Source organism: Enterococcus canis NBRC 100695, assembly GCF_001544375.1.
GTDB lineage: Bacteria > Bacillota > Bacilli > Lactobacillales > Enterococcaceae > Enterococcus_H > Enterococcus_H canis.
Genome location: NZ_BCQJ01000003.1, coordinates 78,602 through 91,385 on the forward strand (window position 1 = coordinate 78,602; position 12,784 = coordinate 91,385).

Below are 12,784 nucleotides of genomic sequence, written 5' to 3' on the forward strand. Positions count from 1 at the left end.
CTTAAACTCCTTTTTGATTGTGGCGATGCCAGTTTAAACCCTTTAATAAAAAGACCGGCAGCTGCAAAATACGATAAAAGCGGCTGGGATGTTGGAGCGAACGGTACAACCATTCAATATGCAGATTCACAAAAAAGGCTGGTGCGCGCTTTACGTAACCACTCATGACGTCAAAGCTGCCACCAACGTCTTGAAAAACACTCGCATCAACAGCTTGATAATTTTTTGCCAACCATTTTTCTTGTCTTGGAAAGCCTAAAGCGACAAAGACAAAGTCCGGCTTACTTTGGTTCATGGTTGCGACGATTTCTTCATCCGTGAGCTGGGTATAACCATCGATTCGACCAGCTATCGTCAAATGAGGATACTGTTGCTGGATATTTTCAGCAGCTGCTTTATTGATTTCAGGTTTTGCACCATAAAGAAAAATCCGTTGACCTTGTTGATTCGCATACTCGAGAAAGGCTGTCATTAAATCGATGCCTGCCACGCGTTCACGAACTTTTCCTTTGGTCAGCTTGGATACTAGTACAACCCCAATGCCATCTGGAATACGAAAGGTACTATTTTCGAGAAAAGGTACTAATTCAGGGTAATCTTTAATTGATAAAGCAATCTGTGGATTGACACTGATTGCCGTCATTTTATTTTGTGGGGTATGCGCTGGCAGTGCTCGGATGATATCCGTAATGGTCACCGCATCTACCGGCAGCCCTAGAATCCGTTCAGTCTCCATGGTATAGCTCCTTTATTTCTTGGATGACCCGCGGTATCGCCTGCCCGTCGTTCATTGTATTCCACATCGCATTAAACTGGTGAAAGTCTTGTTGAGGGACTAACAGCTCTTTGGTCGTCAACTCTTTAAAGATTGGGCCCGGTGCCCACTTTTCAAAATCTGGCTGTATGCCGACCTTCGCTTGATACTCCTCCAAATCATAACAGTAAAACAGCATTTTTCCAGTAGAATTTGCCAGCGCGTACTCAAAAGGCACTGAAGAATAATCACTAATCAAAAGGTCCACACTAGGCAAGAGCTCCATTAAGGAAAAGCCAGCCAAATCCAACATCTGTTCTGGTACTTGTCGCCGCAGGTCATGATCATGGGGATGTGCCTTAACGAGCATCCGATAATCTTTGGTTTGTAGCCAAGCCGTATCGGGCATGCTTGTGGCCGTTTCCCGATAAGTCGGAGCATAGAGTGCTATCGGCTGGTCCCCAAAAACATCCCGCACTCGCTGCTTGACATCCCGACGCCAGGATTCGTCAAAATAACGATCAGTCCGTGGTGTACCTAGTAGCTTGATTTGTGCTGGTTTGGCTAAATAACTGCGTTGGAAGGCACGTCCCATAGTTTCTGATGCCACAACGTAGTGACTAAAACGCTGATAGACTTCTTGATAGCGTAAACGGTCTGCTGGCGTTGCCTGTTGAGCATATTTGGCTTCTAAACCAAATGACTTGATGGCGCCATTGGCATGCCATAATTGAATCACTGGGGTTTGCGCCAAGTCTAGCGCACCTAAAAATGCAAAGTAGTTGTCTGCTAATAATAAACGGGCACCCGCGATAACGGGTATATTTTTTAGTAACTTGGCAAAAGGCTCAAGCGGCTGGATCATTGCGCCTAAACGGGCATAGTCCAGGGCTTCAGCCTGACAATTTTTCGTATAGTAAATGCGCAGTTGCGGAAACTCTGCAATTAGTTCCGTCAACAGTTGACGATTATTTTCGGGAAAGCTCAAGAGATAAGCAATCGTATCATTGATCTGTGGCCGCTGTTTGCTAATCAACTGCATATAGGACCTTTTTGCCAGATTTACTATTGCCTGTTTCATCATGTTCTTCCTTTCTCGTCTTCGCTGTTCTCTATCATACCTCATTATGCAAAAAAAATACAGTTTGCCCGCGGTCAAACTGCGAAATAGCGCGTTTATTTTCCGTCTAAATAATCATCCTTAGAAAAATGGGTTTCCTCGTATTTGCCTTCTTCTCCATAGTAGCGGTTGTAGCGATTTTTAAACTTACGGAAAAGATAAATCGTAATGACTTTAATAATGGCGTAAATTGGGATGGCAAAGATCAAGCCAAAGATGCCCATCAGATCCCCCATCACTAGTAATACAATCACGATCGTTAAAGGATGGATCATTAAATGTTTTCCCATTACGGCTGGCTCAATCAAATGACCATTCAACATTTGGACTACAACCCAAACGATACACATTTTCAGAACCATCACCCAACTTACCATAAAAGCAACAATCAGGGCTGGCACAAAGGCTACAAATGGTCCAATATACGGTACGATGGCGGTAATGCCCACGACAATCGACAAAATACCAGAATAAGGCATGCCTACAATTTTAAAACCGACAAAGGTCAGTAGACCAATCACGATTGAAACTAAAATCTGGCCTTTCAAATAGGCACCAACCTGCGTATTCATGGTAGCGCCAATCTCTTTGGCATCTTGCCGGAACCGCGGTGGGATGATTTCCAACAAGAAACTGAAAAATTTCTGGTCGTCCTTTAATAGGAAAAAAGTCATGATAGGCGCTGTCACTAATACCAATGCGATACTGGTAATAGTAGAAAAAACAGCTGAGGCTCCTTGCATCGCCTTGCCCAAATAATCAATCAAACTGTCAGAAATACTCTGCATCCAGTCCTCAACCTTCGTTAGGGCTTCATTCAATTGATCTGCAAAAGCCGTCTCTTTGAAAAAGGCCGTCACAGTATGATTGATCTCTTCCACATAATCCGGCATATTTTTAATCAAACTTTCGATTTGATCACTGATAACAGGCACAACGAGAATTACCCCTAATACGAGTGCCGCTAAAATCAAGATAAAAATTCCTAATACACTATAAAGCCGTTTAATGCGATGTTTCTCCAACCAATTAACTAGCGGATTAAAAAGATAATACAACACTAACGATAATAAGACGGGACCAATTATCGTGGCGATAATAACGCGTAAAGGATCAAAAATAAAACTTATCATATTTAAAAGATAGATTGCTAAAGCGCCTAGGATCAGAACTATTAGTGTAAATACTAAGTTTTTACCCCCAACAAATTCAATCCAGCGGGTGCTTTTCCATGATTTCATTGCGATACCTCCTTATCTAATCGTATAGCCAAAACGATATAATTCTAAGGCTGTTTCTGCTAGATTTTGTCGTGTATAGCTGGCTTCCATAGCTGCTTTCTGATCGACTGGACCTTTTTGGATTGCAAAGACACCGGCAAATAGCTCCTCAATATTCGCGATTTCCCCTTTTTCTCCAACTAAAGCGGTCACCGGCAGATGGTGCTCATTCCCTAATTTAGCCACCTGAAAGGGTACTTTCCCCAAATTTGACTGCTGGTCCATCCGCCCTTCGCCAGTAATCACCCAGTGCGCATCTGTCAAATGCTGGTCAATCCCAGATGCTTCACGAATCAAACGAAAGCCTTGGACGATAGTTCCACCTAATAGAATGACGCCTCCGCCTAAGCCACCGGCAGCACCAGCCCCGGGGTATGCATTCAGCAAGGCTAACTCTTTTGCCGACTGAGCTAAGTTGATTGCTTGACTGTCTAGCCGGGCAATCTGCTCCTCTGAGGCACCTTTCTGGGCAGCAAACATTTGAAACGCCCCTTGCTTGCCCCAATAAGGATTTTCGACATCCACTGCGGCAATCAGCGGCTTGTCCGGTAAAATTAATTCACTAAGATCCATTTGAGCTGCTTCCAGTAGCGTATTGCAATTAGTCGGTAAGAGGTCACCCGCTTGGTCATAGATTTTAGCGCCAAATGCCTGTAATAATCCTAAGCCGCCATCGCTAACACCCGTGCCACCAAGAAAAACGATGACTTCTTCCATGCCATCCGCAAAAGCTTGACGAATCACCTGGCCCACCCCAAAGCTTGAACCGTTCGCAACGGTTGTGGACGAAGGGCTCGCCGGTAAGCCAACAATTTGGGCTGACTCAATAAACGCCGTGGTAATGCCTTTCCACTCACATTCAAAATAAGTCGCAGTCAGCGGTGTACCAGTCAGATCGACTGTTTCTACTGGATGAAAGGTTCCTTCTACATACTCTGCTAAGACACTTAATACGCCGTCCCCACCATCAGACATGGGTAAAACGACTGACCTAACCCGCGAGCAAGCTGCCAGTCCCTCAGCAACTGCCTGGCTTGCCTCCTTCGCTGAGATACTTCCTTTAAATGAATCCATTGCAATGACAACCTTCATAAACAACCTCCATTTTTCTTCTATAACTAGTATAACCAGAAAGCGATTCAAAATGAAAGCGTCGACCACATTTTTCCGTAAATCTATAGCAAACGATTGATGATTTTAGATAAAAAAAGAGTATGGAATACAACTTTTTGAGTTATATACCATACTCCTTCTATCCCAATAAACACTTCTGTCCCAACCGCTAGAGATAACGGGCAATCAACTGCATCAGCTGTTGCGGAAAGGTTTCTAAGTCTGTGATATCAATAAAATGATTTTCTCCGTACAGTTCCCGGATTTGTTCTTTATCTTCACCCACTGCGGCGGCTAAAAATAGAACACCTTGACGTTCATAGTCCGTCAGAACTTCTTGGATATCTTCACGGGCCTTTGTTCCGGTATAATCCGGTAACGCCTTAGGTTGACCATCACTGATACTGATCAATAGCTTAGTGGTGGCTTGCTGGCGCGCTAATTTTTCCGCAATCACCCGCAAGACCGCACCATCGCGATTATTTTGCCGCGGCTTCATGGTCATGATTTTCCCAGGTAAACCACTATAATCTTCCGTAAACTCTTTATAAGAATAAATGGAGGTCTTTTCCTTCGCCGTCAAATCAGCGGTATCGCCATTTAACATGAAGGGAATCCCCACGCGTTCCGCAAATTCGGCGACTGCTAAAGCGGCACGTTTTGCTGCGGTAATACGGTCATCCCGTAACATGGAGCCTGATTCATCCACCCGTAAAGCTAACGCTAAAGAAGGTTGGATATTAGGCGGATTTTTCTTATCAAAATAGCGGTAATCGCCTTGCGCTACTTTACTAGCATTAAAGCGAGTACCATAATACTTGCCTGTTTGATAACCAGCCCGTTCTTCTTTTTCTAGCAATGCTAATACTTTACGAGAAAGCTGTTCAACCGTGGGTAAAATCTCCCGCATAAATTTAGCAGCTTCTGTTTCATCTGCCGGCGTAGCCTCAGGTCGATGAACGATCAGCCCCTCTTTTTTGTGGACGGAATCCTTCAAAATCTCCCGCGCTTCCCGGTTCAGTTCTCTTTTTTGCAGCTTCTCATCTTTGATTTCTTCAGGTGCTGCTTGCGTACCGGCAGTGTTGGTTTCCACTTCTTCCCCTTGTTGGCTAGCCCCCGCTTGTTCTTTGCGCTCAGCTTCCATTTCTGGCTGTTCCCGCGGCGTGCCTGCTGGCTCGGATTCTTCTGTTTCCTTCTCCTCCGACTCACCCACTAAGGTGTCCGTAGCTTCGACGCCGCGTTCTGCCGCTTCTTCTTCTGAAAGCAGACGCCCCTGTGTCAATTGCTGCGTGCGAATGGCGGTAGCTGCACCGATCCAAAGTTCGCGCAGCTCCACTAACAGCCGCGATTGATCTAGGGCTTCTTGTAAAATAATGATCTCTGCATCATCGGTAGAAATTTTATACAAAACTTTCGGCCAGATGGTATCTAGCGGATCTTGTTCTTGCTTAACGGTATTAACCCAGTAAAGATAAGACCGCATCCCAGCAACACCTTTGATGCCATTGGCTTTCGCCGTGGTGTCTAACAAGGTAATGATTTCCGCCATTTTGCTTAAAATCGGTTGATTTTGGTAGCCTGTTTTCCCTTGCGCCCGCTCAACCATTGTATCCAGTGTCGGCAAATTCATCTTTTCAGCATGCTGCATCCGGTCCCGTAAAGATTCATTCAATGGACGATTGCCTTCATAACTACGGTTAGTCGTCACCACCACCACACAATCAGGGTGACGTGGTACGATCCCAGTAGGAATATTAAGGCTGCCATTAGGCTCTAGTGCTGAATTAAGCGCCACTAAAACAGAAGCATCGCGAATAACAGATGGTTCTTGAATTTCTAAAAGGTAGCCTTTTTCCAAAGCCCGAACAATTTCCGATGGATAAAACTTATACTCCACGGTGGACTCATCATCCAAACGATCCACCAGCTCAGCAAAACGTTCTTTAGCAGCGTTATGCGGCAGATCATAAGTCGTCATTAAAAATTGAATGACTGCCTCCAAACTATCAGTGGCATAAATGGCCTCTAAGACAGCCTGGTCTGCTACTTCATCCGTGGCAATCACTGGCAACAGTGCGCCGAAAACATCGGACTTATCCATATCCGCAAAACAAGTTACTTTGGTGTAAGGCAGCTGTAAATCGGCGGATAATGCTTTAGCTAATTGTGTCTTACCAGAACCGGCATCGCCTTCTAATAAAATATTCATCAGTTTCATTTCAGGATCCTGCCAGTTTAGGGCAATTTCCTCAGCAATCCGCTCTTCTTCCAGACTATCAATATGACTGGCAGGCTTTTGCCAAATCATGGCTTGTTCTTCCGTTGTAAATTGCCGTCCATGGGTCAGAATCGTATCCATGCGACTTCCTCCTTAATAACCTAGTTCTTCTAATAAGCGTTTCAAAATGCGATAACGTTCCCCTAATAGTTCACCATCTTGTTGAAAAGCATCGTGCAAGAGCAAAATATCTTCATCAATCATAGGATTTTTCGTATCAACTTCGACAGTCATGCGATTTCCTTGAACTCCGATGATATCGATTTGAGGATTTTCAGGGTCATAAAATTTTTCATACCGATACGCATCTTGTAAATAAAGGGAGGTACGTGCGGTTAAAATCGCCAAATCTAAAATGCGGTTGATGGGTAGTTCTTCTGACTGACGAGACCATTTTTCGCCTGTATGTCGCCAAACTTTACCAGATATATCAACTTTTCCTCGTTCATTCCATTGGGCTAACCCTAATGAAAGTCCCTTTGCATCAGTATCAAATGCGCGGCGGCCATCAACTTTTTCATAGTCTTCCACAACAATTACTGGTTTGTGCTTCAAATTTGTAGGAATTTCCATTTGTCATTCTCCTTTTAGTAATTTACTAAATTACTGCGTTACTAATTTACTAGATAATAACGCAGAATGCTTTATCGGTCAAGTTCAGCCTTTTATCCATGGAGTTCCCAAGGTAAGCCATCAGGATCGTGAAAAAAAGTCATTTCAGTTTGGGTATCGGGATCGATGCGAAGCGGTTCACAGCTGATACCTAAACTGCTAAGCCATGCCACTGCTTCCTTTACATCTGGCACAAAGAAAGAAACATGTCTTAGGCCCGCCGCTTCCGGATAACTAGGGCGCTTAGGTGCCGCTGGCTTGATAAAGAGTTCTAACTGGATTTTCCCTAAATGCAAGTCAATCTTACGATCATGAGGCCGTTTTTGGTCTTGAACCACCTGAAAGCCCAGCTTCTGATAAAAAGTTAAACTTCGTTTATAATCGGTGCCAATCACGGCGATATGGTGCAAAGTATCTAATCTCATCTTGATTTCCCCCTCTTACTTAACCTATCAAAAAAGCGCCTAGAACAAAAGAAATTTGCCAAAGCAGAAAACTTCATTTAATCTTTAAAACGTGCTATTTTTAAATAGTCAAAATTTTATTAAGCTCGCGACCAAGCTCCTTTTCCACTGGCTTCTATGCTATAATAATGACACTATATTGAAAATTTACGGATGGAGGTTCGTCTGTTCATGACTAGAAAACATAAAAAATCTCGTAAGAAATGGTGGCTGATTCCTGTTGCGGCAGTGGCGATTGCTGGGGTCGGCGGATATGTCTTTTTCGACTCTCGTTTCTTACCAACTGCCAAAGCTGAATCCATTGATATTGGGATGATGACCGTTGCGGATGCCAAAGCAAAATTAGAAAAACTCAATGCACCTAAAACTGTCACGATTGAGGCTAATGGACAAGAATTTCAAGTAGAACTACCTAAACGCTTCCAGATCGAAGAAAATTCCTTGAAAAATCAAGTGAAAAAATTCGATGTAAAATTGGAAAATAACCAAGAATTTGAGACTCAGCTAAAGAGTGAATTGGAAAATCTAGCCTTTCCAGAAGGCGAAGCCAGTCAAAATGCAAAACTGATTTATAAGGATGACAAGTTCGTCATTGAACCAGAAAAGCAAGGGACTGAGATTGACAAGGCTGCTTTAATCGACAAGATTTTACAAGAGGCCGCTTCTGAAAAAGAGGCTGATCGCTACGAAGCAAGTGACTTCTATAAAAAACCTGAAGTCACTAAAGAGGATGAAAAATTAGTTGCTCAAGCAGATAAGCTTAACCAAACAATGGAAAAGAATATCACGCTGACAATCAATGGTAACGAGGCGTCCCTCCCTAAAGATGTTTTGAAATCCTCTCTTAAGGAAGATGGTTCCATTGATGCTACCCCTTTAAATGACTGGGTGGACGAACTGAATGCTAAATATAGCTCTTTGAACAAACCAATTATTTTCACTAATATCCATGGAGATACTAAGAAATATAAAAATAATGGTGCTTATGGTTGGGGAATGGATACCGATCAAACAAAGACTGCTTTAGTAGATGCCGTTAAAGGCAAAGAAATGACTAAAACGATTGATGCTCCGTTAGTTGGTTACACTGGCCAAAATTCCGAAGTAAAAAACAACTATATTGAAATCGATTTGAACGATCAAAAAATGTATTACTTTAAAGATGGTAAAAAAGTCGTCGATACTGATGTGATAACAGGTCGCTATAATAAAGGGACAGCTACGGTACCCGGTTTCCATACCATCATGTACCATGATACCGACACTAGTTTAGAAGGTACTATGTTAGATGGTACGAAATATAGTGTTCCTGTAAAATACTGGATGCCACTTTTAAGTTATGGTGGGGTCGTTACCCAAATTGGGATTCACGATGCTGATTATAAAGCCGAAGCTTTTGGAGACAAAGAAGCCTATAAGACCAACTTAGGCAGTAACGGCTGTATCAACACACCTGGCGATCAAGTCAAAAAAATCTTTGAACAAGCCCCCGATGGTCTACCGGTTATTATCTATGGTGATATTTACAATGATGCACCTGGCGAATTCGATAAACCAGTTGACCATGGTGAAGCAGTATAACAAAAAAAGGTGGATACGCTATGATGCGTACCCACCTTTTTTACGTTCCCGACCGGAATCGAACCGATGGCCTAGCGCTTAGGAGGCGCTCGCTCTATCCTACTGAGCTACGGGAACAGACAATGTTTATTGTAGATTTTTCCCTATATTGTGTCAATGCTTTTCCATCAAAGGCAAATCATTTATCATCATCCGCTGCCTATGCTATCATTAAAGTAGTAACTAAAAGGAGGAAACAGCATGGATAAGGATAAGTCAAAAGAAGAAATCTTTACGGAACGTATTGATGAGAAGCAAAAAAAGACCAAAGAGATTATCAAGGATGCCCTCGACAAAGAAGAACAAAAGGAAGACCCTAAGTCTGAAAAAGAATAATGACTAAACACGGCCTGCCAAAGGTCGTGTTTTTTTCATGAAAAAAGGGAGCCTACAAGGGCACCCTTACTTTCATAGATTTAATAAGACGTTTCAATCATCTGCAACATTTTTTTGAAACGACGTTTTCTTAAGAAGCCTACGACGACACCTAGGACCATATCGTTCATTTGTTGCATGAAACCGTAAGACTTCATGGTTTCACGGTAACGTACTTGACAACGACGGTCATCAATTCGTTTCACATCGTATTCCACTAGAAAATCATTTCTCGTAGTAGAAGTGCGGAAATGATAAGCTTCATTTTCAACAAACTTCTCGATGGTGATTTTCGCGCGACTGTTTTGAGAAAATTCTTTCACATACTCAAAATTATTTAGTTGCTTCTTATTGACGGCTTTTCCTGTCTGTTTTTGGATATCATATAAAACAGAATCAGTCACCTTATCAAAGAAGAAAGTAGCGGGTACATTCATTTCTTTAACGATTTCCATCAGTTATTCACCTTCTTCTTTTCGGCTGCATCTTTCTTACGGCCTTTGAAGAAGAAATAGCCGCCAACCGCTACTAAAAAGACGCCTGTCGTCATACTCAATAGATCATATTCCAAAGACGTTGGGTTCACAGCTAGCATGATGATGATAAACCCGATACTTGCTATAAATAAGCCATTTTTGACCATTTCTCTCATCTCTTTCTATTTTGCCGGTGTAGATTGGAAGTACAATACGCTACCCCATGGTTGTGTTTTGATTTCAGCTTTTGCTGCTTTAGCAGCTGCTTCCAAATCATCTGCGCTTGTTTCAAAGTATAATTTAATACCTTTTTTCTCTTTAAAAGTAAAAGTAATACCGTCTTGATCATATTTGTTCAATAATTCAATTACTTGGTCTTGGTTCAATGCTACGCTAATTTCAATCATTTTTTCCGCTCCTTTATGTAATGACAGTTGCTTCCGCTAAGCGAAAGCAACTGCATAGGTTTTATTTAGTTTAACACAATTATTCAGCTGCTTCCAATTTGTTAGCAGAGATAACGAATGGTACCCAGATGAAGAATGACACAACCATACAGATAATTGTTACGATTGGTGCTCTCCAGTCAGCCCCTGTTGCCAAGAATGACAGCAAGATTGGTGGTACTACCCATGGTACTTGTTGTGATACTGGTGCAACTAAACCTGCGGTAGTTGCGAAGTAACCGATAGCGGTTGTCACGATTGGTGCTACCAAGAAAGGAATGAACATAATTGCGTTCAATACGATTGGCATACCAAACATGATAGGTTCGTTGATATTGAAGATACCAGGTCCTAATGACAATTTACCAACTGTTAAGTAGTCAGCACGTTTAGAGAATAATAGGATGGCGATGATCAAGACGATCGTACCACCGGATCCACCAAACATTGTGTAGGCATCGAATGAACCACGTACCCAGTAATAAGCTTGGCCATCTTTGATAGCGGCTAAGACAGCGTCAGTCCCTTTAAGACCATTGTAGCCTTCTTGGAAGACGTTGATATTTTTCAATTGTGCTACGCCCCAGATACCTTCTAGTACTGGTGCCATTACGTTGGTACCATGGATACCGAAGAACCAGAACAATTGGATTGCCAACTGCACGATTACTAAGGCACCAAAACCTTGAGATAAGCCCAAGAATGGTTCCGCGATGTATTTTTGTACAAGGTCGATGATCAATTGACCACCAGTTACTTGTGCAACAACAAAGTTAATGATTGCAACTACATATAAAGCAATAGATGCTGGCAAGATAGCCGCAAATGCTTTAGATACTGCAGGAGGTACTTGTTCAGGCATTTTGATAGTAATATCAGCTAACATTAATTTCGCATAGATAATCGTTGCTAAAGCCCCGATAATCATGATGGTAAAGTAAGCATTCCCGTTTAAGTGGTCTAGTTTCAACCAACCCCATAGACCAACAGAGATGTTACCGTCAGCGATTGTTGCACCAACACCAGAGTTGTTGATTGCATCAGCAATGTTTTGCGGTACATCTACACCTAAAGCGGCAGTGTTACTTGGACCAAAGCTGATCCCTTGGATAAATGCTGCAAGTGATACGATACCACCGGCTAAGTCCGGCACATTGTATGCACGTGCTAAGTTGTAGCCCCATGAAAAGGCAAAAATCAAACCGGCGATGGCTAATGTACCATTCCATACATATCCGTTGACCCCGATAATTTGTTTGATTACTGGAATCGTGTTCCCATCGTAGCTTGGCCAGAATGCTGGCGGTAAATCACGAATAATAGCGTTGATCATTACGGCGATCGCACCGGCCATAGTAGCTGGCATTGTACCGATAAAAGCATCACGCAAAGCAACTAAGTGTTTTTGCGCCCCGATTTTAGCGGCTACTGGCAAGATGTGTTTTTCAAGCCATGCTGTTAAAGCGTTCATTTTTCTTCCTCCTATAAAAATAATTTATATAAAGATTGCTCTTTACATCAAAAGGGATGGGACCCGTTCAAAATCCCATAGTTCTATTTAGCGTCTAGACGACGATATAAATCGATGATTTCTTTTGCTAAATCAGTGAAAGCAATTGAAGTCATCAAGTGATCTTGGCTGTGAACTGTTAATAGTGTCACAGTTACATGATTTCCTTGTGCTTCTTGTGTCAACATCTCTGTTTGAGAATGATGTGCTTGTACTAATGAAGCTTCTGCGTCTGCGATTTTTTGATCAGCTAATTCGAAGTTTCCTTCTTTCGCTGCTTGAATCGCTTCCATTGCATCGCTTTTTGCATTTCCACCATACATGATCAACCCCATGATGGCTTCAAGATTTTTTTGATCTTCCAACTTAAATAAGCTCCTCTCGCTGTTTACTTGATTATTCGCCGATCAATTGGATCGCTTGATCAAGCACTTTTTCACCATTCATCATACCGTAGTCTGCCATGTTGATGACGTCCAACGGAATGCCCATAGGTGCCAGCTTTTGTTCAAATTGTGACTTCATGAAACGAACTTGAGGGCCTAATAGTAAAACGTTCACATCTTTAGCCGACAAGTTGTTGTCCGCGTCAGAAGCAGATACTGCGAAGATGTCCGCATCCATACCACGGGCTTCAGCCGCTTTTTGCATTTTTGTTACAAGTAAACTTGTACTCATACCAGCAGAACAAACTAACATAATTGTTTTCTTTGCCATTTTGTTACACTCCCTTCTT

The 12,784-nt window shown here is 42.5% G+C and carries 15 protein-coding genes and 1 tRNA gene; 2 read left to right on the forward strand and 14 right to left on the reverse strand.

Features of this window, described 5'->3' with window-relative positions:
* Position 1: 1 nt before the first annotated feature.
* From ECA01S_RS05670 to gloA2, 7 genes are all read right to left on the reverse strand, one after another.
* Positions 2 to 736 (reverse strand): WecB/TagA/CpsF family glycosyltransferase, encoded by a 735-nt coding sequence (locus ECA01S_RS05670; RefSeq protein ID WP_067392442.1) that lies wholly within the window; start codon positions 734 to 736, stop codon positions 2 to 4.
* Positions 726 to 1,835, reverse strand: a complete 1,110-nt coding sequence (locus tag ECA01S_RS05675) for a CDP-glycerol glycerophosphotransferase family protein (protein WP_071858913.1) — start codon at positions 1,833 to 1,835, stop codon at positions 726 to 728. The genes ECA01S_RS05670 and ECA01S_RS05675 overlap by 11 nt, the downstream gene beginning before the upstream one ends.
* A gap of 95 nt (positions 1,836 to 1,930) precedes the next feature.
* Positions 1,931 to 3,115 carry an AI-2E family transporter gene (locus tag ECA01S_RS05680; RefSeq protein WP_067392450.1) on the reverse strand — a complete coding sequence of 395 codons (1,185 nt, stop codon included), beginning with the start codon at positions 3,113 to 3,115 and terminating at the stop codon, positions 1,931 to 1,933.
* A 12-nt stretch (positions 3,116 to 3,127) separates the two neighbouring features.
* Positions 3,128 to 4,246, reverse strand: a complete 1,119-nt coding sequence (locus tag ECA01S_RS05685; protein ID WP_067392453.1) for a glycerate kinase — start codon at positions 4,244 to 4,246, stop codon at positions 3,128 to 3,130.
* 190 nt (positions 4,247 to 4,436) lie between these two features.
* Positions 4,437 to 6,626, reverse strand: a complete 2,190-nt coding sequence (locus ECA01S_RS05690) for an AAA family ATPase (RefSeq protein ID WP_067392455.1) — start codon at positions 6,624 to 6,626, stop codon at positions 4,437 to 4,439.
* A 12-nt stretch (positions 6,627 to 6,638) separates the two neighbouring features.
* Positions 6,639 to 7,118 (reverse strand): DUF6530 family protein, encoded by a 480-nt coding sequence (locus ECA01S_RS05695; protein ID WP_067392458.1) that lies wholly within the window; start codon positions 7,116 to 7,118, stop codon positions 6,639 to 6,641.
* Between the two features lie 92 nt (positions 7,119 to 7,210).
* Positions 7,211 to 7,582, reverse strand: a complete 372-nt coding sequence (gene gloA2, locus ECA01S_RS05700; protein WP_067392461.1) for an SMU1112c/YaeR family gloxylase I-like metalloprotein — start codon at positions 7,580 to 7,582, stop codon at positions 7,211 to 7,213.
* A gap of 210 nt (positions 7,583 to 7,792) precedes the next feature.
* Between gloA2 and ECA01S_RS05705 the strand changes: the two genes are divergently transcribed.
* Positions 7,793 to 9,202, forward strand: coding sequence for a L,D-transpeptidase family protein (locus tag ECA01S_RS05705; protein ID WP_143139546.1), 1,410 nt, complete (start codon positions 7,793 to 7,795; stop codon positions 9,200 to 9,202).
* A gap of 43 nt (positions 9,203 to 9,245) precedes the next feature.
* On the opposite strand, the gene ECA01S_RS05710 is transcribed toward ECA01S_RS05705, so the two are convergent.
* Positions 9,246 to 9,319: transfer RNA gene (locus ECA01S_RS05710), tRNA-Arg, on the reverse strand.
* Positions 9,320 to 9,442: 123 nt separating this feature from the next.
* Here ECA01S_RS05710 and ECA01S_RS14710 point away from each other — a divergent pair.
* The gene (locus ECA01S_RS14710) at positions 9,443 to 9,577 is read left to right on the forward strand and encodes a hypothetical protein (RefSeq protein ID WP_281176646.1); all 135 of its coding nucleotides are present in this window, start codon (positions 9,443 to 9,445) and stop codon (positions 9,575 to 9,577) included.
* Positions 9,578 to 9,657: 80 nt separating this feature from the next.
* Here ECA01S_RS14710 and ECA01S_RS05715 read toward each other — a convergent pair whose 3' ends face one another.
* The 6 genes from ECA01S_RS05715 to ECA01S_RS05740 all read right to left on the reverse strand — a co-directional run bounded on the left by ECA01S_RS05715 (position 9,658) and on the right by ECA01S_RS05740 (position 12,765).
* Positions 9,658 to 10,071 carry a DUF3284 domain-containing protein gene (locus tag ECA01S_RS05715; protein ID WP_067392467.1) on the reverse strand — a complete coding sequence of 138 codons (414 nt, stop codon included), beginning with the start codon at positions 10,069 to 10,071 and terminating at the stop codon, positions 9,658 to 9,660.
* The gene (locus ECA01S_RS05720; protein ID WP_067392470.1) at positions 10,071 to 10,259 is read right to left on the reverse strand and encodes a DUF3188 domain-containing protein; all 189 of its coding nucleotides are present in this window, start codon (positions 10,257 to 10,259) and stop codon (positions 10,071 to 10,073) included. The genes ECA01S_RS05715 and ECA01S_RS05720 overlap by 1 nt, the downstream gene beginning before the upstream one ends.
* 15 nt (positions 10,260 to 10,274) lie before the next feature.
* Positions 10,275 to 10,499: a hypothetical protein gene (locus ECA01S_RS05725; protein ID WP_067392473.1), complete on the reverse strand. Its 225-nt coding sequence runs from the start codon at positions 10,497 to 10,499 to the stop codon at positions 10,275 to 10,277.
* A gap of 79 nt (positions 10,500 to 10,578) precedes the next feature.
* The gene (locus tag ECA01S_RS05730; protein WP_067392475.1) at positions 10,579 to 12,009 is read right to left on the reverse strand and encodes a PTS sugar transporter subunit IIC; all 1,431 of its coding nucleotides are present in this window, start codon (positions 12,007 to 12,009) and stop codon (positions 10,579 to 10,581) included.
* A gap of 83 nt (positions 12,010 to 12,092) precedes the next feature.
* Positions 12,093 to 12,413, reverse strand: coding sequence for a PTS lactose/cellobiose transporter subunit IIA (locus tag ECA01S_RS05735; protein ID WP_067392478.1), 321 nt, complete (start codon positions 12,411 to 12,413; stop codon positions 12,093 to 12,095).
* A gap of 31 nt (positions 12,414 to 12,444) precedes the next feature.
* Entirely contained in the window at positions 12,445 to 12,765 is a 321-nt protein-coding gene (locus ECA01S_RS05740; RefSeq protein ID WP_067392481.1) for a PTS sugar transporter subunit IIB, read from the reverse strand.
* Between the last annotated feature and the right edge of the window lie 19 nt (positions 12,766 to 12,784).